20 protein-coding genes are annotated in these 22,354 nt (G+C 58.4%); 14 read left to right on the forward strand and 6 right to left on the reverse strand.

The features are described 5' to 3' along the window. The first annotated feature begins 49 nt into the window (after nt 1-49). From regB to trxA, 8 genes are all read left to right on the forward strand, one after another. Nucleotides 50-1,441, forward strand: coding sequence for a sensor histidine kinase RegB (regB, locus tag ACR0CR_RS11635; RefSeq protein ID WP_480599150.1), 1,392 nt, complete (start codon nt 50-52; stop codon nt 1,439-1,441). 63 nt (nt 1,442-1,504) lie between these two features. After that, entirely contained in the window at nt 1,505-3,013 is a 1,509-nt protein-coding gene (locus ACR0CR_RS11640; protein ID WP_480599152.1) for a PAS-domain containing protein, read from the forward strand. 41 nt (nt 3,014-3,054) lie between these two features. After that, nucleotides 3,055-3,525, forward strand: coding sequence for a tRNA (adenosine(37)-N6)-threonylcarbamoyltransferase complex ATPase subunit type 1 TsaE (gene tsaE / locus ACR0CR_RS11645; protein WP_480599154.1), 471 nt, complete (start codon nt 3,055-3,057; stop codon nt 3,523-3,525). Continuing rightward, nucleotides 3,522-4,526, forward strand: a complete 1,005-nt coding sequence (locus ACR0CR_RS11650; RefSeq protein ID WP_480599156.1) for an aminoglycoside phosphotransferase family protein — start codon at nt 3,522-3,524, stop codon at nt 4,524-4,526. Before tsaE ends, ACR0CR_RS11650 begins: the two co-directional genes overlap by 4 nt. Beyond that, nucleotides 4,523-5,209, forward strand: coding sequence for a nucleotidyltransferase family protein (locus tag ACR0CR_RS11655; RefSeq protein WP_480599157.1), 687 nt, complete (start codon nt 4,523-4,525; stop codon nt 5,207-5,209). Before ACR0CR_RS11650 ends, ACR0CR_RS11655 begins: the two co-directional genes overlap by 4 nt. Beyond that, nucleotides 5,202-8,129: a double-strand break repair protein AddB gene (gene addB / locus ACR0CR_RS11660; protein WP_480599159.1), complete on the forward strand. Its 2,928-nt coding sequence runs from the start codon at nt 5,202-5,204 to the stop codon at nt 8,127-8,129. The genes ACR0CR_RS11655 and addB overlap by 8 nt, the downstream gene beginning before the upstream one ends. Beyond that, the gene (gene addA, locus ACR0CR_RS11665; protein ID WP_480599161.1) at nt 8,126-11,485 is read left to right on the forward strand and encodes a double-strand break repair helicase AddA; all 3,360 of its coding nucleotides are present in this window, start codon (nt 8,126-8,128) and stop codon (nt 11,483-11,485) included. Before addB ends, addA begins: the two co-directional genes overlap by 4 nt. A gap of 60 nt (nt 11,486-11,545) precedes the next feature. After that, nucleotides 11,546-11,866, forward strand: coding sequence for a thioredoxin (gene trxA, locus ACR0CR_RS11670; RefSeq protein ID WP_039542610.1), 321 nt, complete (start codon nt 11,546-11,548; stop codon nt 11,864-11,866). 48 nt (nt 11,867-11,914) lie between these two features. On the opposite strand, the gene ACR0CR_RS11675 is transcribed toward trxA, so the two are convergent. Together ACR0CR_RS11675 and ACR0CR_RS11680 are read right to left on the reverse strand one after the other, a co-directional pair. Then, nucleotides 11,915-12,676 (reverse strand): FkbM family methyltransferase, encoded by a 762-nt coding sequence (locus ACR0CR_RS11675; RefSeq protein WP_480599163.1) that lies wholly within the window; start codon nt 12,674-12,676, stop codon nt 11,915-11,917. 159 nt (nt 12,677-12,835) lie between these two features. Beyond that, the gene (locus tag ACR0CR_RS11680; protein ID WP_480599165.1) at nt 12,836-13,030 is read right to left on the reverse strand and encodes a DUF1127 domain-containing protein; all 195 of its coding nucleotides are present in this window, start codon (nt 13,028-13,030) and stop codon (nt 12,836-12,838) included. A 196-nt stretch (nt 13,031-13,226) separates the two neighbouring features. Between ACR0CR_RS11680 and hslV the strand changes: the two genes are divergently transcribed. After that, on the forward strand, nt 13,227-13,784 hold the full coding sequence (gene hslV, locus ACR0CR_RS11685) for an ATP-dependent protease subunit HslV (RefSeq protein ID WP_480599167.1): 558 nt from the start codon (nt 13,227-13,229) through the stop codon (nt 13,782-13,784). Here hslV and ACR0CR_RS11690 read toward each other — a convergent pair. Then, a complete protein-coding gene (locus tag ACR0CR_RS11690) occupies nt 13,776-15,017 on the reverse strand; it encodes an MFS transporter (protein ID WP_480599169.1) in 1,242 nt (413 codons plus the stop codon). The two genes, hslV and ACR0CR_RS11690, sit on opposite strands and share 9 nt — an antisense overlap. A 180-nt stretch (nt 15,018-15,197) precedes the next feature. On the opposite strand from ACR0CR_RS11690, the gene hslU reads away from it, so the two are divergent. From hslU to ACR0CR_RS11705, 3 genes are all read left to right on the forward strand, one after another. Then, nucleotides 15,198-16,505: an ATP-dependent protease ATPase subunit HslU gene (gene hslU, locus ACR0CR_RS11695; protein ID WP_480599171.1), complete on the forward strand. Its 1,308-nt coding sequence runs from the start codon at nt 15,198-15,200 to the stop codon at nt 16,503-16,505. A gap of 98 nt (nt 16,506-16,603) precedes the next feature. Next, a complete protein-coding gene (locus tag ACR0CR_RS11700) occupies nt 16,604-17,701 on the forward strand; it encodes an alpha/beta hydrolase (RefSeq protein ID WP_480599173.1) in 1,098 nt (365 codons plus the stop codon). Further along, on the forward strand, nt 17,698-18,918 hold the full coding sequence (locus ACR0CR_RS11705) for an MFS transporter (protein ID WP_480599175.1): 1,221 nt from the start codon (nt 17,698-17,700) through the stop codon (nt 18,916-18,918). The genes ACR0CR_RS11700 and ACR0CR_RS11705 overlap by 4 nt, the downstream gene beginning before the upstream one ends. Here the strand turns inward: ACR0CR_RS11705 and ACR0CR_RS11710 are convergent. From ACR0CR_RS11710 to ACR0CR_RS11720, 3 genes are read right to left on the reverse strand one after another with little or no spacing between them, the layout of a single operon-like run. Further along, the gene (locus ACR0CR_RS11710; protein ID WP_480599177.1) at nt 18,915-19,502 is read right to left on the reverse strand and encodes a Smr/MutS family protein; all 588 of its coding nucleotides are present in this window, start codon (nt 19,500-19,502) and stop codon (nt 18,915-18,917) included. The genes ACR0CR_RS11705 and ACR0CR_RS11710 overlap by 4 nt on opposite strands. Continuing rightward, nucleotides 19,502-20,536: a murein transglycosylase A gene (gene mltA / locus ACR0CR_RS11715; RefSeq protein ID WP_480599179.1), complete on the reverse strand. Its 1,035-nt coding sequence runs from the start codon at nt 20,534-20,536 to the stop codon at nt 19,502-19,504. The genes ACR0CR_RS11710 and mltA overlap by 1 nt, the downstream gene beginning before the upstream one ends. Continuing rightward, nucleotides 20,533-21,192 carry a Tim44/TimA family putative adaptor protein gene (locus ACR0CR_RS11720; RefSeq protein WP_480599181.1) on the reverse strand — a complete coding sequence of 220 codons (660 nt, stop codon included), beginning with the start codon at nt 21,190-21,192 and terminating at the stop codon, nt 20,533-20,535. Before ACR0CR_RS11720 ends, mltA begins: the two co-directional genes overlap by 4 nt. Nucleotides 21,193-21,300: 108 nt before the next feature. Between ACR0CR_RS11720 and ACR0CR_RS11725 the strand changes: the two genes are divergently transcribed. Next, nucleotides 21,301-21,792, forward strand: coding sequence for an FxsA family protein (locus tag ACR0CR_RS11725; RefSeq protein WP_480599183.1), 492 nt, complete (start codon nt 21,301-21,303; stop codon nt 21,790-21,792). A gap of 64 nt (nt 21,793-21,856) precedes the next feature. Further along, complete coding sequence (gene secB, locus ACR0CR_RS11730) at nt 21,857-22,354, forward strand: protein-export chaperone SecB (RefSeq protein ID WP_480599185.1); 498 nt, start codon at nt 21,857-21,859, stop codon at nt 22,352-22,354.

Here is a 22,354-nt window from a genome sequence, read left to right on the forward strand (position 1 = left end):
CGGACACCTATCAAGTTGCACAGCCGATGCAACAGGACATAATCGACCGATGAAGGATTCCAATATCAGTCTTTGGCGCGGGCAGGAACGCAGCAGCTGGATTCGGTTGCGCACATTGATCCTGTTGCGCTGGGTGGCGATCATCGGCCAGATCACGGCCATCACCGTCGCGCAGCGCACCTATCATGTGCAGCTGGATCTGGTCTTGTGCTATCTGGCCATTGGCGTGTCGGTCATGGGCAACCTGACGGCGATCCTGCTGTTTCCTCAGAACAAACGGCTGTCCGAGTTTGAAAACTTTCTGATGGTGCTGTTTGATCTGTCGCAGCTTGCGATCCTGCTGTACCTGACTGGCGGGCTCAACAATCCGTTTGCGTTGCTATTGGTTGGGCCAGTGACGATTTCCGCCTCGGTCATGAGCACACGGTCGACCCTTATCATCGGGGCGGTGGCAGTGGTTTTGACCACTTTGCTTGCCGAGTTTCATCTGCCCTTGCGCACGGACCTGGGTCTGGTGCTGGATATTCCAGACATCCTGCTGTTTGGCAACTGGGCCGCGATCATCATCGCGATTGTGTTTATCGGCGCGTATTCCCACCGTATCAGCTCAGAGGTGCAATCCATGTCCGAGGCGCTCTCGGCCACGCATATGGCGCTGGCCCGTGAACAAAAACTGACCGATCTGGGCGGTGTTGTTGCAGCCGCCGCGCATGAGTTGGGTACCCCGCTTGCCACGATCAAACTGGCCAGTTCCGAGCTCATCGAAGAATTGGACGAACGCCCAGAACTGCGCGAGGACGCGGCCTTGATTCGCGAGCAGGCCGACCGCTGCCGCGATATTTTGCGCGACATGGGGAGGGCCGGCAAAGACGACTTGCATCTGCGCCAAGCGCCGCTGTCTACCGTAATCCACGAAGCCGCCGAACCGCATATCAACCGCGGCAAAAGCATCCATTTTGACGAAGGACCCACCGATGACGGCGACGTTCAGCAGCCCTCGATCCTGCGCAAGCCCGAGATCATTCATGGGCTGCGAAACCTGATCCAGAATGCCGTGGACTTTGCCCGGTCAGATGTTTGGGTCGAGGCTGAGTGGACCTCGGACGTGATCACCGTCAGTATTATGGATGATGGGCGCGGGTATCCGTCGCACATGATCGGTCGGATCGGAGATCCCTTCATGCGCCGCAAACGGGCCGACCGCAGTGCGCGACCGGAATACGAAGGGATGGGGCTGGGACTTTTCATCGCCAAGACACTGCTGGAACGCAGCGGGGCCGAATTGGAATTCGCCAATGGCTCGGACCCGTACCAGACGCTGACCGACCAGCGTGATCGCAGCGGCGCCATCGTGCGGGTGGTTTGGCCCCGCAAGGCCATCGACGCCCAAACCGGAGTATCCCCGGTGCCATCGGGGGCCAATATACCTTTTGAGATCTGAGTTAAGACCCCGTTAACACTTGCCGCCGATAAGTAGGATCTGCAGCATTGCGGAGAAACATCGATGATCGACTGGATCATACTGGGTTTTATCAGTCTGGCCTCGGCCAGCTTTGCGATCTGGTGGTTTGCCCCGCGCCGTATGCCCGGAAATGACGGATTTGGACTGTATTCGAAAGAATGCCTGTTCGATGTGGTCTTCCTGTTTGACGGGGACAGGCTGATCAGCCATTCGGACATCGCCCTTTCAGGTTATGAAGCTGTCCGAAATTGGGATGATCTTCGGCGATTGTTGCAACGTGATTTTCCTGCCTTTCCCGCAACGCCGGAAACTGTTCGCGACGAAGGCAGCTTGGTGGTTTCCGCCATCGACTGCACTGTTGAGCGTGAGGTTCTTTGCGAGTGGATCGACGGCATCGTCCGCGTACAATTGAATGAATTGTCCCAGTTGTCCGGGCCGGCACGACGTGATCCAAACGATCCGATCCGACTGGCGATGGACAAGGCACCCTACCCTGTCTGGCTGCTGGATCATGGCAATCGGGTCAGCTGGTGCAACGCGGCCTATGTCGCGCTGGTGCGCAAGGTGGGCGGGCCGGATGCAGATCTGACCATGCCCCTTGTCCCAGTCGCGCAGGACGACACCCAGCTTGGTCGCAAGTTCCGGGTTTCGGTCCCGGCCAAGGACGGTGAGGCCAAGCTGTGGTTTGATCTGACATCCGTGAAGCGCGATCAGGGCATGCTGTGCTATGCGGTGGACGTCAATGCGATCGTCGAGGCTGAAACGGCACAAAGAAAGTTCGTGCAAACAATGACCAAGACCTTTGCGCAGTTATCCATTGGTCTGGCGATCTTTGACCGTAACCGCCAGTTGGCCCTGTTCAACCCGGCGCTTATTGATTTGACCACCCTGCCCCCGGATTTCCTCAGCTGTCGCCCAAGCCTGTCCAGCTTTTTTGACCGTCTCCGCGACCAGCACATGATGCCTGAACCTAAGAATTACCGCAGTTGGCGGCGTCAGATGGACGATCTTCTTGAGGCCGCGCAGGACGGAAACTACCAGGAAACGTGGTCGCTGCCCTCTGGTTCGGTCTATTCCGTCAGCGGCCGTCCGCATCCCGACGGCGCGGTGGCGTTTCTGTTCGAGGATATCACCGCGGAAATCACCCTGACGCGTCGGTTCCGGTCCGAGATGGACCTGATGCAGGCCATCCTCGACAAGCTAGCTGATGCCATCGCGGTTTTTTCCGATGACGGGACTTTGGCATTCACCAACTTCGCCTATCAGCAGCTTTGGGGTGAAAGCGATCAGGCTGGGTTTGAGGCGGCAACGGCTCTTGACGTGACACGCATGTGGCAGGATCGCTGCCTGGCGACCCCCGCACTGGGAGAGATCAGGGACTTTGTCCAAATGCGGGACCGCCGCGCCGAGTGGTCGACCCAATTGCGCATGCGAGACGGTGCAGAAACGACCTGCACGATCAGCCCGATGCAAAACGGTGCAACCATTGTCCGGTTTTCCAGCTCTGACGGAGTTTCGGGTCAGGCCGAAATGCAAAAAATCAGCGCCTGATCCGGGTTGCAGCCGACCCGGTGCGCGTCCATTGTGGCGCAATGAAATCACCTCTGTCGATCGAACTGAATTCGCCTGAAAAAACCTCTGCTTTGGCGGCGCAATTGGGCTGCAATCTGCAGAAGGGCGACGTTCTTCTTCTTGAGGGAGAGATCGGCAGCGGAAAAACCCATTTTTCTCGAGCATTGATTCAGTCCGCGATGGACATATTCGAAGACGTGCCCTCGCCCACATATACCCTGGTGCAGGTCTATGACACGCAGATCGGCGAGGTCTGGCATTCCGACCTTTATCGTTTGTCTGCGGTCGAAGAAATTGATGAGTTGGGGCTGACCGACGCGTTCGAAACAGCCATAACTCTGGTCGAATGGCCAGAGAAGCTGGAAGCGCTGACGCCACCCTCGGCGCTGGTGCTGCGGTTCAAAGTTGACCCATGCCATCAGGGCGTGCGCCATTTGGATATCTCGTGGTCGGATCCAAAATGGCCCCAGAAGCTAAGGGCAATCGCATGACGAACCGTACCGTTTTGGCCGAGGCCCTGATCGCCCAAACACCGTGGGCCGGAGCGCGCCGAACCTCATTGGCCGGGGACGCGTCCAACCGCAGATACGAGCGGTTACTGGACGACGAAACCGGGCGCACGGCAGTGCTGATGGATGCGCCTCCGGAGAAGGGTGAAAACGTCGAAGCCTTTGTTCGCATGGCAGAGTTTTTGCGATCCTTGGGCCTGAGTGCACCCGAGATTTATGCCGAGGACAAACAGTATGGATTTCTGTTGCTCGAAGATCTGGGCGATGCGTTGTTTGCGCGCGTATTGGTAGAACAACCGGCCTTAGAGCGCACGTTGTACGAGGCGGCAACGGATGTTCTGGTCCATTTGCATGCGGCTCCGACGCTGTCGCTGGACAGTTACGACCCGGCAATGATGGCGGATTTTGCCGCGCTGTCCTTCACCAAATACACACAGGGCATCCTTGGGGCGCATGACGCAATCGCGCGCGATCGTTTCGAACATCGTTTCGCGGATATTCTGCACATCGAAACGGGTGGCACGCGAGTTGTGGTACAGCGGGACTATCACGCTGAAAACCTGATCTGGCTACCGGATCGCGATGACATCGCCCGCGTTGGTCTTTTGGATTTTCAAAGCGCGATGCTGGGTCATCCGGCCTATGACCTGATGTCGCTGCTTCAGGATGTGCGCCGGACCGTGCCCGCCGGGCTCGAGATGCGAATGATTGATCGCTACATCTCCTCGACCGGTGTCGACTCGCATGATTTCCGCACCGCTTACGCGGTACTCGGGGCACAGCGAAACCTGCGCATATTGGGCGGGTTTGCCCGTTTGGCGACGGATTACGGCAAACCGCAGTATATTGATCTGATACCTGCCGCCTGGGCGCATCTGATGCGCAATCTCGAACACCCTGCCCTAGTGCAAATTTCCGATCTGGTGCGCGACGCTCTGCCGCCCCCCACCCCTGAAAACCTGGCGAGGCTGAGGCCACAATGACCGAAACTCCGCAAGCCGCAATGCTCTTTGCAGCCGGCTTTGGCACACGCATGGGCGAATTGACCAAGGACCGACCAAAACCCCTGATCGAAGTGGCTGGTCGAGCCTTGATTGACCACACACTGGACCTTGTGGAAGATGTTCGCCCAGCGCAAGTGGTGGCCAATACGCATTACTTGGCTGATCAGATGGAAACGTATCTGGAGCCAAAAGGCATTGCCATCTCGCATGAGCGGGAACGGATTCTGGAAACCGGTGGCGGCCTGCGCGCCGCCTTGCCCCTGTTGGGATCAAATCCGGTCTGCACGTTAAACACAGACGCCATTTGGGCTGGCCCCAATCCGCTGATGCTGTTGCGTGACGCCTGGAATCCAGAGGCGATGGACGCCTTGCTGATGTGCGTGCCCGTCGAACAGGCGCTTGGCCACTCCGGCCCTAGCGATTTTTCTGCGGACCAAAATGGACGCATCACCCGAGGTCCAGGACTGATTTATGGGGGCGTGCAAATCCTCAAGACAGACGGGCTGCATGAAATTCGGCAGGAGGCGTTCTCGCTAAACCTGTTATGGGACCGGATGCAGGCGCAGGGCCGCCTTTTCGCGCTGGCCTATCCTGGCCGCTGGTGCGATGTCGGCCGCCCCGAGGGGATTGCTCTGGCAGAAGGTCTGCTGGCGGATGTTTGAACCCACTACCCACCCTCGGGTTTTTGGTGTCCCTCCCGGCGTGGACTTTCCTAAGGCATTGGTTCACGGCCTGCGCGAACGTTGTGCTGACTGCCCGCCGGACGCGTTGGCCCATGTTCAGCTTGTGGTCAACACACGAAGGATGGCCCGGAGAATTCGGACCTTGTTCGATCAAGGCCCGGCCTGCCTGCTGCCGCGCATATCGCTGATTACCGACCTTGGCGAACATGTCGATCTGGCACAAGTTCCATCGCCAGTCCCACCGCTGCGCCGCAGGCTGGAATTGACGCAACTCATCTCAAAACTGCTGCAACAGCAACCCGATCTGGCCGCCCGGTCATCCCTTTTTGACCTGTCCGACAGTCTGGCCGCGCTGATCGACGAAATGCAGGGCGAAGGCGTTTCGCCCGAGGCGATACGCCAGCTGGATGTCAGTGACATGTCCGGCCATTGGGCACGGGCAAAAACGTTCATCGACATCGCGGATAATTTCGTCGGGTCAGGTGCGGACGCGCTTGACCCTCAGGCCCGGCAACGGCGCGTGGTCGAGAACCTGATTGAACGTTGGCAAAGCGTGCCACCGGAGCACCCGATCATTCTGGCGGGTTCAACCGGATCGCGCGGCACAACCTTGATGCTGATGGAGGCCGTGGCACGCCTGCCCCAAGGTGCGTTGGTTCTGCCGGGATATGACTTTGACCAGCCGGATCATGTCTGGCGTCAAATGGATGACGCGCTGAAATCCGAAGATCACCCTCAGTTCCGCTTCCGCAAGCTGATGAACCAGCTTGCGCTGACACCCGATCAGATTGCGCTCTGGTCGGATGACAAGCCGCCCTCGCAACCCCGTAACAAATTGATTTCTCTTGCGTTACGCCCAGCGCCGATTACCGATGCGTGGATGTCCGAAGGCCCGCGGCTGACCGATCTGGATGGTGCAACCGCGGATCTCACTCTTGTCGAGGCGACCTCGCCCCGCGCCGAAGCTCTGGCGATTGCCTTGCGCCTGCGCGAGGCGGCGGAAACCGGGCAGACGGCAGCCCTGATCACGCCCGACAGGATGCTGACACGACAGGTCAGCGCGGCGTTGGATCGCTGGGATATCCTGCCCGATGACAGCGCGGGCCTACCATTGCAGCTTTCGCCTCCGGGGCGATTTCTGCGCCATGTGGCCGGGTTGTTTGCGCGGCGGTTGACCGGTGAGGCCTTATTGACCCTGCTGAAGCATCCCTTGAGTCACAGTGGCGGCGACCGAGGCGCCCATCTGCTGCACAGCCGTGATCTGGAACTCGACCTGCGCCGCAATGGCCCGCCGTTTCCTGACAGTGTCAGCCTGACCGGGTTTGCCATCCGGAAAGACGTGCCAGAGGCCTGGACAAAATGGGTCATCGCCCACTTCTGCAATCAGCATGTCGCGGGTGAGCATCCGTTGTCCGACTGGGTCCACCGGCTGCGCAGCCTGGCCGAGGCCATCTCAAGCGGTCCCTCAGGCGAAACTGGCACATTGTGGGCAAAGAATGCCGGGCAAAAGGCGCTGACGGTTCTGTCCAAGCTTGAGGATGAGGCCCATCATGGCGGCAGGATGACCGCCCATGATTTTGCCGATCTTCTTGGCGCGCTGCTTGCGGGTGAAGAGGTCCGCGACCGGGATGCGCCGCATCCACATATCATGATCTGGGGCACGCTCGAAGCACGGGTGCAGGGCGCTGATCTGTTGATTCTCGGCGGCCTGAACGAGGGCAGTTGGCCCGAGTCACCAGCGCCCGACCCTTGGCTGAACCGACAAATGCGTGACAAGGCTGGTCTATTACTTCCAGAACGCCGGATCGGTTTGTCGGCCCATGATTTTCAGCAGGCCATTGCCGCGCCCGAGGTCTGGCTGACCCGAGCGACCCGGTCCGATGATGCCGAAACCGTTCCGTCGCGCTGGCTGAACCGATTAACCAACCTGCTTCAGGGTCTGACCGATCAGGATGGCCCTGAGGCGTTGTCAGCCATGCGCAGTCGGGGCGCGCAATGGTTGAATTGGTCAGAACAGCTAGAGGCCGCGCCAGCGATTGCGCCGGCATTCCGCCCCTCGCCACGCCCTCCGGTCTCGGCCCGCCCGCGCCAACTGAGCGTGACCGAAATCAAGCGCCTGATCCGCGATCCCTATGCGATCTACGCAAAACATGTGTTGCGACTGAGGCCGCTTGATCCGTTGGTACAGGCCCCGGATGCACTGCTGCGCGGCATCGTTGTTCATGAAATCCTTGAGCATTTCGTCAAAGAAAGCATTCTGGACGCTTCTCTGCTGACCCAAGAGAATTTTCTAAAACGTGCCGAGACTCTTTTGGATCAGCATGTTGCGTGGCCGACAGCCCGCAACCTGTGGCTGGCTCGGCTGGAGCGGATCGCCGACGATTTCCTGACGGCCGAATCCGCGCGGCGCTTGGACGGTGGGCCAGTCGCCTTTGAGGCGACCATGAAACTCGGCCTGTCACCGCTCGATTTCATGATTGTGGGACGCGCTGATCGTATCGATCGCAACAGCCGCGGGGCGTTGCGGATCGTGGATTACAAGACCGGAATTCCGCCAACGAAAAGCCAGCAATCGAAATTCGAGAAGCAGCTGCTGATAGAGGCGGCGATGGCCGAACAGGGCGGTATTGACGGATTCGATCCGCTTCCTGTGGCTGAGGCTGTCTTTATCGGCATGGGCGGAAGCTACAAAGAAGTCGCTGCACCCCTGGATTCCGAACCGACGGACAAGGTGCTGACCGAGCTAAAACTATTGATTTCCTCCTATTTAGAGCCTGATCAAGGGTTCTCGGCCCGCCGAATGCTACACAAGGACACCGATATCGGCGACTATGACCATCTTGCGCGTTTTGGCGAGTGGGACCGGACCGACGAAACCGTTCCCGAGGACCTGTCATGACCGCACGCAACGACGCGACAGAGCGGCAGGTGCAGGCGGCACGGCCAGACGCCTCAACCTGGTTGGCGGCCAATGCTGGGTCGGGCAAGACGCGCGTTTTGACCGACCGGGTTGCGCGCTTGTTGCTGGATGGCGTGCAACCTCAGCACATTCTATGCCTGACTTACACCAAAGCCGCCGCCAGTGAGATGCAGAACCGGCTGTTCAAGCGGCTGGGGCAATGGGCGATGTTAGAGAACGACCCCTTGCAGACGCAGTTGGCCGATCTGGGTGTGCAGGGCGCGATTGAGCCCGAAACTCTGGCACAGGCCCGCACCTTGTTTGCCCGTGCAATCGAAACGCCCGGCGGGCTGAAGATCCAGACCATCCATTCGTTCTGCGCATCACTCCTGCGCCGGTTTCCTTTGGAGGCAGGGGTCAGCCCCCAGTTCACCGAAATGGAGGATCGGGCTTCGGCGCTGTTACGCGATGAAATCGTTGAAGATTTCGCCGGTGGGCCGCAGGCCGACTTGATTAAGGACGTCGCCCGGTTCGTGACCGATACCGGATTCGAAAGTCTGACCGCCGCAATAACGCACAGACGCAGCTTTTTTGCACGGAAGCTGAGTTGGGACACGGTTCTGCAGCTGTTTGATTTGCCCGCAGAGTTCGATGAGAACGTTTTGCTGTCCGAGGTTTTTTTGGGCGGTGAGGTTGAATTGATCCGTTCAATCCTGCCCGCGCTGACGGAAAGCGGCGGCAACAATGCGAAAGCTGCCGAAAAACTCAGGGCTGTCTCTCAAGCAGGGATGAACAGCCTACCAGCCCTTGAGAGCGTCTTTCTCACCGGAAAATCCGCCAAAGAGCCGTTTTCGGCAAAGGTCGGCAGCTTTCCTACCAAAGCACTGCGTGAAGGCGTTTTGGCTGACAAGATGCCACAGCTCGAAGCCTTTATGCTGCGCGTCGAAGCGGCGCGCGAACAGCGCCTGGCTTTGGTCGCGGCGCGAAAAACGATGGTGCTACACCGCTTCGCCGCAGCCTTTCTGCCAGAATACGAGCGGCGCAAACAATTGCGCGGTTGGCTGGATTTCGACGACCTGATCCTGCGCGCGCGGCAGGTGCTGAACGATCCGGCGGTGGCAGAATGGGTGCTGTATCGACTGGATGGCGGGATCGACCACATCCTGGTCGACGAAGCACAGGACACCAGCCCGGATCAGTGGGATGTGATCGAAAAACTGGCGCAAGAATTCACCAGTGGGGAAGGGGCCCGATCCGGGGTCGAGCGGACGATTTTCGTGGTTGGAGACAAAAAACAGTCGATCTATTCCTTTCAGGGCGCCGATCCCCAGGCGTTTGACCGGATGCAGGCCGAATTTGGTCGGAAACTCTTGGAATCAGGCTCTAAACTTTGGGATTCTACACTGGAGTATTCATTTCGATCTTCCAGCGCGATCCTGTCCTTGGTGGATATTCTATTCGATAACCATGGTGATGCCGGGTTTCACGAGGACGGCTTGCATCGGGCCTTTAAGGCAGATCTGCCCGGTCGCGTTGACCTGTGGCCGGTCGTGGAGAAAGTGGAAGACGAGGATGATGGTGACTGGACCGATCCCGTGGATCGCCCGGGTTCGCGTCACCATACGGTCCTTTTAGCCGAGAAAATCGCCAGTACCATCAAGTCGATGATCGAAAATGGCGAAACGATCCCGGAAGATGGCGAAACACCCGGCGCATTCGTGCGCCGTCCGGTACGGCCCAGCGATTTTCTGATCCTGGTGCAGCGGCGCTCGGACCTGTTTGCCGAGATCATCCGCGCCTGCAAAGCCAAGAGATTGCCAATTGCCGGTGCAGACCGGTTGAAGGTCGGCGCGGAACTGGCAGTCAAGGACCTTGCCGCTTTGCTCAGTTTTCTGGCGACGCCCGAAGACAGCCTGTCGCTGGCAACGGTGCTGAAATCTCCGCTTTTCGGGTGGAGCGAGCAAGACCTGTTTGATCTGGCCCACAAACGGCAGGATCAGTTCCTTTGGGCGGCCTTGCGCAATCGTGCAGAGGATTTTCCCAAGACGCTGGCCGTTTTGAATGACTTGCGCGCGCAGATCGACTTTCTCCGCCCTTATGATCTGATCGAACGCATTCTGACCCGCCATGATGGGCGGCGCAAACTGTTGGGTCGTCTGGGGGCCGAGGCCGAGGACGGCATTAACGCGCTGCTATCCCAGGCTTTGGCTTATGAGCGCACGGACATTCCCAGCCTGACGGGTTTCCTTGTCTGGATGCAAACCGATGATCTGGAAATCAAGCGACAAATGACCGGCGTCGGAAACATGATCCGGGTGATGACCGTGCACGGCTCGAAAGGACTTGAAGCGCCGATCGTGATCCTGCCGGACACGGCAAAACGACAGGCCCCGCGCGATGCCGAGATCATGGTTGCGGATGGCGTGCCGCTTTGGAAAGTGCCTGCGGATGCCTCGCCAAAGCTGATCGGGCAGGCGCGTTCCGAGGCGCGGAGCAGGGAAGAGAATGAGCGGTTGCGACTGCTCTATGTGGCTCTAACACGGGCCGAAAAGTGGTTGATTGTGGCGGCGGCAGGCGACGTCGGAAAGGATGGAACCAGTTGGTACCAGATGGTCGAAGCCGCGATGAAGCGGGCAGGAGCGACAGCTTTGCCCGGCTCGGACATGATACGGTTGAGCCACGGGGATTGGACCGGACCGCCCCTTGTCGAACGCCAAAGGGAGATATCCGAATATCAGGCCTTGCCCCCGCAATTCCTGTCACCTGCACCGCCGCCCAGGCAAGAACCGGACACGTTCAGCCCGTCTGATCTGGGTGGGGCCAAAGCGTTGCCGGGCGATACGGGCCTTGATGAAGACGCCGCAAAGCTGCGCGGCACCCGGCTGCACACTTTGCTGGAACACTTGCCGTCAGCACCGCCGGAACACTGGCCCGAGCTTTGCGCGCGGGTTCTGCCGGATATGCAAGCCGCGGACCGTCAGGAATTGCTGAACGAGGTGACAACGGTTCTGACGACCAATCATTTACAGCCCGTCTTTGCCGCAAGTGCTTTGGCCGAAGTCCCTGTCACAGCCGAGGTGAACGGGCACCGCCTGCACGGGGTTATCGACCGCCTGATCATCACGGAATCAGAGGTACAGGTCATTGATTTCAAATCAAATGCTTTGGTTCCCGACACTGCCAAGCAATGCCCGGAAGGCCTGCTACGGCAAATGGGGGCTTACGCGCGGGCGCTGTCGCAGATTTATCCGGATCGCCCCATTCGCACCGCGATCCTTTGGACCCGGACTGCGCAGTTGATGTGGTTGCCACACGATCTTGTGACGGATGCACTGGCGCGCACCCAGATATCTTGACCTCGGAATACCTCGCACATAGGTTCAGTGACCAAGCATTCCCCATTCAGGAGACAGAATATGTCGACCGTAGCCGTAACCGACGATACATTTGACGCCGAGGTCAAGAACTCTGACATCCCCGTGGTTGTCGACTTCTGGGCCGAGTGGTGTGGCCCCTGTAAGCAGATCGGCCCCGCTCTGGAAGAGCTGGCCACTGAGTACGGCGGCAAGGTGAAGATCGCCAAGGTGGATGTTGACAGCAACCCGAACGCAGCCGCTGCCATGGGCGTGCGCGGCATTCCGGCGCTGTTCATCTTCAAGGACGGTCAGGTCGTGTCGAACCGCGCAGGCGCGGCACCTAAAGCGGCGCTGCAAAGCTGGATCGACGAATCCATCTGATCCCTCAGGTTTCCTGACAAAAAGAGCGTCCGTAGCGGCGCTCTTTTCTTATTCCTCACCCATCCATTCTGCGGGTAACGCCAGTGCGGGGACATGCGCCCTATGCGGCACATCCAAAGGATGCGGCAGGGATTTGACCGGATTTAAGTGTTTCACCCGGTCGCGGCGCAAAAAAGTTGCCTCGATCACGCGGGGAAATTGGACACCTTCGACCTCAACCGTTCCGGATGCGTTGTTTGGATGCAGATGCGCGCAGGCAAAGCCATCGTGCAAGGCGGACAGTGCAGGCTGCGCCTGTCTGAACCGCCGTTCTTTCGTCAGGATCGAAGGGATGCCGTGAAGCTCTAGCACGATGATCCGAAACCGTTTCAGGTCTATGACGGGCAGGGGCGTCAGCACTTTGTACTCGGCACCCTCGATATCCATTTGCAGGATCAAGTCACCCGTTTTGGGAGCGCACTGCGCCATCCAATCGGCCAATGAGATCACCCCGTCCCCCGTCTCGTCTGCCAGATGTTTCTGAATGAACTCGGCCCTGGGAACGTTCAGCACCGGGGCATCGACCGACCCATCCGCCATGAACGACGGGATGCCATGTTTTGCAAGGTCCATCTCAAAGCTGGACTGCAACGACACGCCGGGGGAAAAACACGCGGCGATCCCGTCCAGATCGTTTGGCAGCAGATAACCACCATCGCCGAATTCACCGACGCGAAACATCTTGTGACCCAGATCAAAGGGTCGGATGACATCGGCAAGGAACGCCCGGCGCTGTTCGACGGTGGTTTCCGTAACAATAGGCTGGGGCATGAGACCTCTGCTGTGACAACACCCGACTAGACAGCCTTGTGTGTCACGGGGCGGCTTTTGTTTCAAGCGGCGCCGGACTGACTTGCCACTTGCCCCAAAAAGAAAAAAGCCGCCTGGGCGAACCGGCGGCTTGTCTCGTCATATCTGGTAGATCGGGGATCAGATCTTTGCGATTTCGGCGCGGGTAATGCCGATATCTTCCAGTTGTTCGTCACTCAGATCCGACAGAAGCTTGCGGGTCTTGCGTGTGTTGTTCCATTCGACGACGTTCTCGTAAGCGCCGATAAATGCGTCCACTGCATGCAGGATGGTGACTGCTCCGAGCGGCGCGTGGGATTGTGCTGTAGTAGCCATTTGCGCGTTCCTTTTAACTGAAACAGCCGACCTCGTGTCGGTTGTAGGGCTCATGTAACGTCCGCCACTGAGTCCAACAATTGCTAGTCCGGTAACCCCGAAATGCACACAGTGCATATCTTTTGGGCAGTTTGTGAACGGTTGCGCTGCGCGCGCGTGCGGCCCATATAGGGTGCCGGAAAGAACGGAGGCTTTGATGGCAGACAGCGATTTTCCCGGTTGGCACGGCACGACAATCATTGGCGTCAAGAAAGATGGCCATGTAGTGATCGCCGGGGACGGGCAAGTGAGCCTCGGCCAAACCGTGATCAAAGGCACTGCCCGCAAGGTCCGACGCCTGTCGCCGGGCGGGTTCGAGGTTGTCGCCGGGTTCGCCGGATCGACGGCTGATGCCTTCACTTTGCTGGAACGGCTGGAGGCCAAGCTTGAGGCGACGCCCGGTCAGCTGGCCCGCGCTTCGGTCGAACTGGCCAAGGACTGGCGCACCGACAAATATCTGCAAAAGCTCGAGGCGATGCTGATCGTCACGGACGGCAAAGATTTGTTGGTCATCACCGGGGCCGGCGATGTGCTAGAACCCGAGCACAATGTGGCGGCCATCGGATCGGGCGGCAACTTTGCCCTCGCCGCTGCGCGCGCAATGATGGACAGCGACAAAGACGCTGAACAGGTCGCGCGCGAAGCTATGGCGATCGCCGCGGATATTTGCGTTTACACCAATGGCAACCTGACGGTTGAGACAATCTCAGGCTAGCAGCGCCTTAATCTCTTTTCCCCTCCAACGCAGTTGCATCCCGATCAAGCCCAGCACGGCCGTCGCGATGACGATGTAGTAGGGCAGTCGGATATCAAAGCTCATCAGCCCGCCGCCGATCAGGGACATGATGCCTCCGGCCAGACAGAAGACGGCTGTGGTCACACCCATGACCCAGCCCTGATCCGTTTCACTGACGGCAGAGGAAAACAGGCCCAGAAGGGTTGGGTATGAAACGCCGAAGAAGAAGTAGAAAAAGAATACGGGTACATAGCTGAGAACACCGCTTGGGCTGAAGGCAAAGCCAAACCCACAGATCACCATGACCACCAATGAGGTAAAGATGATCTGGTGTTTGCTGAACCTCTCTTGCGCGGGTTTCACAAGGAAGGTGCTAGAGAAAGCCAGCGCAAAGCCGATAACCACCATCGCCATGCTACCTCCGATCACGCCATAGCCCCAGGCCGAGGTCAGGAAGTTGTCGACAAACACATAGAAGGTGACATTGGCAACCATGAACAGTGCATAGACGGGCAGGATTTTCAGAACCATTGGATGGTCACGCACCGCAATCAGGCTGTCGGTAATGTCACGCGGGCGGAATACAAACGCGGTGCGCTCGGTCCGCAGATCCTTAAAGAAGAACAGCACCAGAAAGATCGCGATCAGCACCAGAACGAAAGCCCCGTAGAACGGTGTTTTCAGCGTTGCGAAATTGCCCAGCAGGGCCGCGTCCGACAGGACAGCGCCAATGATGGGTCCGCCGACCAGGCCAAAGCTGACGCCGGTGATGATATAGCCCATATTGCGGTCCCGGTCGGCGGCATCCGTACTGCCATCAATCATCGCCGCTTGTGCGATGGGTTGGTTGCCTGCCGTAAACCCCGTGATCGATCGGCCGATGATCAGCAGCAACAGGCTGTTGAGATAAAGGGCTGCAATTGTCAGCGCATATCCCGCCAGCGCACCACCCAGGCAGACCAGCAACGCGTTCTTGCGCCCGATCGAATCCGATACTTTGGACACGTAAACCACGCCCAGAAACCAGGACAAAAAGAAACACCCGATCACCAGACCATAGTACAAATGCCGCGTACCCATGGCGGTACCTTCGGGCAGGAATCCGGATTTCGTCTCCATAATCAGTGAGTTGATGATCGGAAAGACCAGCCCCTGTCCGATCAGGTCCACAAACACCACAAACAGCAGGGTGATCTTGGCAATATTTGTCATCTTGGCGCTCCTGACCCTCAAGGCATTGAAATCACTGTATCAGAGGGGGCGGGTTTCGCCTAAGGAAAGCATTTGCAAACGGGATGGCGCATTGTTAACCAGCGCTGCCGCTGTTGTTTTCGCCAAGGCGGTGATTACCTAAGCCGCATTCGACCCAAGCCGACCGAAAGGACTGCCCCCGTGACCGACCTGACCCCGCGCGAGATTGTCTCGGAACTGGACCGTTTCATCATCGGGCAGAAGGATGCCAAGCGCGCGGTCGCCGTGGCCCTGCGCAACCGCTGGCGGCGCAAACAACTGGCTGACGATATCCGGGACGAGGTCTATCCCAAGAACATACTGATGATCGGCCCCACCGGCGTCGGGAAAACCGAAATCAGCCGTCGTCTGGCGAAACTGGCGCGTGCGCCGTTCATCAAGGTCGAAGCCACCAAATTCACCGAGGTCGGATATGTCGGTCGCGACGTGGAACAGATCGTGCGCGATCTGGCGGACGCGGCAATCCTGCAGACCCGCGAATTCATGCGCGAAGATGTGAAGGCCAAGGCCCATCAAGCGGCAGAAGATCGCGTGATCGAGGCCATTGCCGGTGAAGATGCCCGAGAAGGCACGCGTGAGATGTTTCGCAAAAAGCTGAAAGCAGGGGAACTGGACGACACCGAGATCGAACTGGAACTCTCGGACACGTCAAGCCCGATGCCGATGTTCGATATTCCCGGCCAGCCCGGTGGACAGATGGGGATGATGAATCTGGGCGATATCTTTGGCAAGGCCTTTGGTGGGCGCACCGTCAAGAAACGCATGACCGTCGCCGAAAGCTATGATGCGTTGATCGGGGAAGAGGCCGACAAGCTGCTGGACGACGAAACCGTCAATCGCGTCGCTTTGGAATCCGTCGAGCAGAACGGCATCGTGTTTCTGGATGAGATCGACAAGGTGTGCGCGCGCTCGGACGCGCGTGGTGGCGATGTCAGCCGGGAAGGCGTGCAGCGCGACCTGTTGCCTCTGATCGAAGGCACCACCGTCAGCACCAAACATGGACCAGTGAAAACCGACCATATCCTGTTCATCGCATCGGGCGCGTTCCACATCGCCAAACCCTCGGACCTGCTGCCCGAACTTCAGGGCCGCCTACCGATCCGGGTTGAGCTGCGTGCGCTGACTGAAGAGGATTTCGTGCGTATTCTGACCGAGACAGACAACGCCCTGACCCTGCAATACACCGCATTGATGGGCACTGAGGAAGTAACGGTCAGCTTTACCGATGACGGCATTGCTGCACTGGCCAAAATCGCCGCGGATGTGAACCAGAGCGTCGAGAACATCGGCGCGCGGCGGCTTTATACTGTGATGGAACGCGTGTTCGAGGAACTGTCCTTTACCGCACCCGATCAGGCCGGAACCGAGATCACAGTAAACGCGCAGTTCGTCGATGATAATCTGGGCGAGTTGACCAAATCCACTGACCTCAGCCGTTACGTTCTGTAACAGAAGCAGCCAGAAATTGCCGTCCATGCGCCAAGGCAGTTCTGGACCTAGGCCGAGAATGCGATAGCGTAGCCGTGTGATTTACCTAAGGGCTTGTCGTGCTGCGCTACGTTTTCATAATTCTGGCCGCAACTTCGTTGACCGCCTGTGTTGATCGTCGGATTTCCGAAACCGTGCCGTCGGCTCTGGACATCGGCACGCCCGAAACCGTCTACGCGACGACAACCCGTGCGCGTGAGGTCGACGGTTCCTACGGGTTTCAGCGCGGCGACGATCTGAAATATCTGGAAATGACGGTCTCAATCCCACCCGACCACACGCCGGGGACTTTGAACTTTTCCTATTCCGATCCCGATCCGAAGTCGCAATTTGTTATGGCCGGTGTTGACGAGCTTGCGGGTCCGCAGGATCTTAAGACCAGACTGGCCGGAGTGGATGAGGTTTCGATCTTTGTTCACGGCTATAACACGACACAATCGGAAACCGCATTCCGAGCCGCACAGCTGAGCCGCGATATTGGTATTCCGGGCGCGACGATGGTCTATTCCTGGCCCAGCCGGGCCACTGGATACGGGTACGCCTATGATCTGGACAGCATGCTGTTTGCTCGCGACGGGTTGGAACGAACGGTTCGGCAACTCAAGGGGATGGGCATCCAGCGGGTTATCATCGTGGCGCATTCGATGGGCAGCGCCCTGACGATGGAGACGATGCGACAGGCTGAACTGCGCGAGCCCGGTTGGGCGAGCCGCAACATCGAAGGCGTGGTGTTGATCGCACCGGATCTGGACGTTGATCTGTTCCGGTCACAAATGGACAGTATCGGCACCCTGCCGGAACCGTTTGTCGTGATGGTTTCGCAAAAGGACAAGTTGCTGAACATCTCGGCCCGAATGCGCGGCACAGCCAAAGGCGAAAGGCTGGGTAATATCAGTTCGGCCGAGACACTTTCGGAATACAAGATCAGCATTCTGGACACGACGGCCTTCAACAACGACGCCGAGTCGTCACATTTCGTCGCGGCAACCTCTCCGGCGTTGTTGGCAATTTTGAATTCGGCGCGTCGGGTTGGCCGAACGTTTGGCAATGACCGCAGGGGTATCGACGTGCTTGTCCCAGAAAACGCGCGCAACGCGGATGGCGCGACCGAGATTGTTCTGACGGAAAGTGGGCAGGCCAAGGTCAGCTCTCCGTGACAGAGTTCAGCCTGCGCCGGTATTTGCAGGACAACGCGTCCTGGCTGAGTGCCGGCGTTCTGCTGACCTTTCTGTCCTGTTTTGGACAGACCTTTTTTATCTCGATCTTTTCCGGGCAGATCCGATCCGAGTTCGGAATCAGCCACGGGCAGTGGGGCGGGCTGTATTCGCTGGCGACAACCGTCGCCGCCATTGTCATGATCTGGGCCGGTGGACTGACTGATATCCTTAGGGTGCGGGTGCTTGGTCCTGCTGTTCTGAATGGATTGGCGCTGGCGGCACTGGCCATGGCGTTCAACACATGGCTGATCCTGCTGCCACTTGTGATCTTTCTGCTGCGCCTTTTGGGTCAGGGCATGAGCACGCATCTGGCACAGGTCGCGATGGCGCGCTGGTTTACGTCAACGCGGGGTAAAGCTTTGTCCATCGCGACCATAGGCTTTTCCATAGGTGAGGCGCTATTGCCGCTTGGCTTTGTTGCCGCGATGACGGTGCTGGACTGGCGTTGGCTTTGGGTGATTTCGGCCGGGGTCACGCTGTTGGGCATTCCACTTTTGACGCGCCTCCTGCGTCAGGAGCGAACACCGCAAAGCCTGGCCAGCGCGCATGCGGCCACCGGAATGCAAGGACGTCATTGGACACGCCGCGAAACGCTTTTTCATCCACTGTTCTGGCTGATGGCCCCGGCTTTGCTGGGCCCGTCAGCATTCATCACCGCCTATTTCTTTCATCAGGTCCATCTGGCCGAAACCAAAGGCTGGCTGCACCTTGAGCTGGTGGCTTTGTTTCCCGTCTTCACCGGCATCTCATTGCTTTCGATGTTCGGGGCGGGTTGGGCGCTTGATAAATGGGGAACGGCCCGATTGATGCCTGTGTACCAATTGCCCATGGCACTGGGATTTACGATTGCGGGCACAACAAGTTCGATCATCGGCGCGATCGTCTCATTGATCTTTCTGGGCCTTACGGTTGGTGCCAACAGCACATTGCCCAGCGCCTTCTGGGCAGAATTTTACGGCACTCGCCATATCGGGTCGATCAAAGCATTGGCCACTGCGGTCATGGTTCTTGGATCGGCCATCGGGCCGGGCTTGACCGGCGTTCTGATTGATCGTGGCGTACCGCTCGACACCCAGTTTCTGTGGATCGGCGGGTTTTTCGTGCTGGTCTGCGCAATGGCCTGGACGGGAGTCTCGCGCGCGGCGCGCACCCTTTAGCGAATGCGCCGGAGATAGACGTAATAAGCGCCGTCGCCGCCATGGCTGATATGTGCGGGCGTTACCTGTAAGACGGCTTGCGCCAGTGGAGGGATCGACAGCCAATGCGGCACCTGATTGCGCAGCACGCCGCGCGGCGTTGGGATCGGTCCGGGCTCGTCCCGGTCCTTCCCTTTGCCGGTCACAACAAGAACAAGCCGTTTGCCGGAGGCTTGCGCCGTCAAAACAAAACGGATCAAAGCTGGATGAGCCGTGTCGACACGCATTCCATGCAAGTCCAGCTTACCTTCGGGTTTGAGTTTGCCGCGCCTCATCCGCGTGTAGGCCTTGGTGTCCATTTGAACCGGGCTGGCCCGCAGACTGTCCGGTAGCGATGGTTTGAGCGTATGGCGCGCGGGTTTACTAAGGGCCTTCTGCCCAAGCTCGAAACTTTCGACCCTAACCTTGGGTGTTTTGGATGGTTTTGGTTTGGGCAGTGTCGTCGGATGAACGCTTTGCGGGATGTCCGGATGCAAGCGCTCAGCCTGTTTGGTCACTTTGCGCCACAGGTCAATCTCGTCAGCGGTCAATTTGCGGCGTGCCATCAGAACTCATCCGGCAAAAGAGCATAGGCGCGCTGAATTGGCAGCAACAGGACCATACGGCCAGGGTCTTTCAATCGGCCTGCGGCCTGACCGGCCTCATCTCCTGTTCCAAAGAATATGTCTGCCCGCTGCGCGCCCTTAATGGCAGCCCCGGTATCCTGTGCGATCATCAATCGGCGCAACGGGGATTTGCCGTCTTTTTCGACCCAAACTGGCGCGCCCAATGGGGTATAGGCCGGATCAGCGGCAATGCTGCGCATGGTCGTGACCGATCGGTTCATCGCGCCAAGCGGTCCAAACTCGGGCGCAACTCGGGTCACCTCGCGAAAGAAAACGTATGATGGGTTGTGAAACAGCAGCTCAGCCCCAGCCACGGGATTGGCGCGCACCCACGAGCGTATCCTCTGGGCGCTGACCTGATGCGCACCCAAGGCGCCGCGCCGGATCAGTTCCGCGCCGATCGACCGATACGGGTGACCATTTGCGCCACCATACCCGACCCGCAATGCGCTACCATCCGGCAAACGCACCCGGCCCGAGCCTTGGATTTGCAGAAAAAACAGCTCAACGGGGTCATCAACCCAAGCAATCTCGAGCCCGCGATTGGCCATGACATCGCCGGTCAGGATCTGACGGCGGCTAAGCCAGGGATTAGCAGACCGGGCTTCGGGCGGCATTTTGTATATGGGATATTTGAAACGCTCGGTCCGCGTCAGCGATCCATCCAGTTCGGGTTCGAAATACCCGGTGAATAGCGCCTCATTCCCGTCTTCGACCAGAACGGGGCGAAAGAACAGCTCAAAAAACGCCCGCGCGGCATCTGATTCATAGGTCCGGGCCACGCCGCATAACGCGCGCCAGTCGGGGTCGTTCAGATCACCGCAGGTGTTCAGGAAAACAGAAAGGGCCGCTCCGTGATCGTCATCGGCCCAGCCATCCAGGTCGTCGAATGACAGAATGGACCGCGTCGCTTCGGCGCTGGCAGAGGTTGCCATCACAGCCCCCAGCAATAACGACCGAAGCGCAGCAATCATGCGTCCGTGGCAACAAGCAGCCAGTTCGGATCGTCCGAGCCCATGACCCGGGCAAACGTCCAGCTGTCCTTTTGGCGTTTGACCGTGTTCGGATTGCCTTCGATGATATCACCGCCCCGATCGCGCACGACCGAAGTCAATTCGCCGACAAACCGCATGGTGATCTCGGCCTCGTTGGAATCCTTGTCGAATTTCACATCGGCCAGGGTTGTCTCACGCACGCCGATGAACTCGGCCTCGATTGTCAGGCCCTGATCTTCTCGCGCGGCCACCACATCAACGAATGTGTCAAAAACTTCTTCAGACAGGAAAGGCTGGATTTCGTCCAGATTGCCTTTTTCGAACCCCATCACGATCATCTCATATGCACCGCGCGCGCCTTGCACGAATTCGCTGACCGAAAATGCAGGCTCGACCCGCTTCATGGCCGCCAGCGTTTGCGCCTGAGGGCTGTCCTCGGCCACGTGGTCGGTGATGTCGTGATCCGGCCCGCCTTCGATCACCTCGAAATCACGGCGCGACTTGCTTGTATCCGGCTGTTGCTGCAGCGGTGGTTTTTCAAACCCTTCACGCGTTCCCAACACACTTTTCAGGCGCAGGATCAGAAAGATGGCTATTCCGGCCAGCACCAGAAGCTGGATCAGGGGTGAGTTCATTTCGTCCTCATTTCAGAACCCGGGCTTTGTATACACAGCCCTCTGCCACTATGTAGGTGACAGTTGGGGGCAAGTCCACAGCCCGGCACATGCTAAAGGGTAACGCATATGTATCTGTTTTTGGCTTTTTTGTTGGTTCCGATCATCGAGATCGCCCTGTTCATCCAGGTTGGCGGTCTGATCGGGATGTGGCCAACGCTGGCAATCGTTGTCCTGACCGCTGTTTTGGGTACTGTTTTGGTGCGGACACAAGGTCGCATGGCGTTGGCCAACCTGCAGCGATCCTTTGCCGAACTGGACGACCCGACCGAGCCGTTAGCGCACGGCGCAATGATCTTGCTGTCCGGCGTCTTGTTGCTGACGCCTGGGTTCTTCACGGATGCCGTTGGTTTTGCCTTGCTTATCCCCGGAGTTCGCGTTGCCGTCTTTCGCTACATCAAGTCGAAGGCCACCATCACCCATTTTCAAATGGGGACCGGCGCGCAGTTCAAAACAGGGCCTGATCCGTTTCCGCAAGATGACGTGATCGATGGCGAATACACCGAAGTCCGCCCACGCCAAACCCCATCAAAGCCATCGAAATGGGTGGAAGGCTCGTGACCTGCATTGAGGTGCATCGCTCAACTTGCTAAGCAGTGGCGGATTTCATTTTCGGAGTAGATAAATGGCCGACGAAGACGCCAAAGAAAACACAGAGGCACAAGCCGCACCACAGATTCAAATGCGTGTTCTGGGACAATTCATTCGCGACATGTCCTTTGAAAACGTGATGGCCCAGAAAGGTGTGTCGGGCGATGTGCAGCCTGAGATTTCGGTTCAGGTCAACCTGGACGCAAAAAAGCGCCCCGCTGACCACCAGTTCGAAGTCTCGATCAAGCTGAATCTCAAGTCGAAAGCCAAGGGGATGGAAGACATCCTGTTCCTGTTCGAGATCGACTATTGCGGCTTGTTCCACGTGGAGGGCGTGGCCGAAGATCAGATGCACCCCTTCCTGATGATCGAATGCCCGCGCATGATTTTCCCGTTCCTGCGCCGCATCGTCAGCGACGTCACCCGCGACGGTGGCTATCCGCCGGTCAATCTGGACAATATCGACTTTGTTGCGCTCTATCGGAATGAGCTGATGCGCCGTCAAGCAGAAGCTCAGAAAACCGAAGCCTGA

It is taken from the genome of Ruegeria sp. AM2, from assembly GCF_056540685.1.

Bases quoted from the DNA above. Each gene is read 5' to 3' on its own strand.
- regB (WP_480599150.1), top strand. From the start codon at position 50: ATGAAGGATTCCAATATCAGTCTTTGGCGCGGGCAGGAACGCAGCAGC.
- ACR0CR_RS11640 (WP_480599152.1), top strand. From the start codon at position 1,505: ATGATCGACTGGATCATACTGGGTTTTATCAGTCTGGCCTCGGCCAGC.
- tsaE (WP_480599154.1), top strand. From the start codon at position 3,055: ATGAAATCACCTCTGTCGATCGAACTGAATTCGCCTGAAAAAACCTCT.
- ACR0CR_RS11650 (WP_480599156.1), top strand. From the start codon at position 3,522: ATGACGAACCGTACCGTTTTGGCCGAGGCCCTGATCGCCCAAACACCG.
- ACR0CR_RS11655 (WP_480599157.1), top strand. From the start codon at position 4,523: ATGACCGAAACTCCGCAAGCCGCAATGCTCTTTGCAGCCGGCTTTGGC.
- addB (WP_480599159.1), top strand. From the start codon at position 5,202: ATGTTTGAACCCACTACCCACCCTCGGGTTTTTGGTGTCCCTCCCGGC.
- addA (WP_480599161.1), top strand. From the start codon at position 8,126: ATGACCGCACGCAACGACGCGACAGAGCGGCAGGTGCAGGCGGCACGG.
- trxA (WP_039542610.1), top strand. From the start codon at position 11,546: ATGTCGACCGTAGCCGTAACCGACGATACATTTGACGCCGAGGTCAAG.
- ACR0CR_RS11675 (WP_480599163.1), bottom strand. From the start codon at position 12,676: ATGCCCCAGCCTATTGTTACGGAAACCACCGTCGAACAGCGCCGGGCG.
- ACR0CR_RS11680 (WP_480599165.1), bottom strand. From the start codon at position 13,030: ATGGCTACTACAGCACAATCCCACGCGCCGCTCGGAGCAGTCACCATC.
- hslV (WP_480599167.1), top strand. From the start codon at position 13,227: ATGGCAGACAGCGATTTTCCCGGTTGGCACGGCACGACAATCATTGGC.
- ACR0CR_RS11690 (WP_480599169.1), bottom strand. From the start codon at position 15,017: ATGACAAATATTGCCAAGATCACCCTGCTGTTTGTGGTGTTTGTGGAC.
- ACR0CR_RS11710 (WP_480599177.1), bottom strand. From the start codon at position 19,502: ATGGCACGCCGCAAATTGACCGCTGACGAGATTGACCTGTGGCGCAAA.
- mltA (WP_480599179.1), bottom strand. From the start codon at position 20,536: ATGATTGCTGCGCTTCGGTCGTTATTGCTGGGGGCTGTGATGGCAACC.
- ACR0CR_RS11720 (WP_480599181.1), bottom strand. From the start codon at position 21,192: ATGAACTCACCCCTGATCCAGCTTCTGGTGCTGGCCGGAATAGCCATC.
- ACR0CR_RS11725 (WP_480599183.1), top strand. From the start codon at position 21,301: ATGTATCTGTTTTTGGCTTTTTTGTTGGTTCCGATCATCGAGATCGCC.
- secB (WP_480599185.1), top strand. From the start codon at position 21,857: ATGGCCGACGAAGACGCCAAAGAAAACACAGAGGCACAAGCCGCACCA.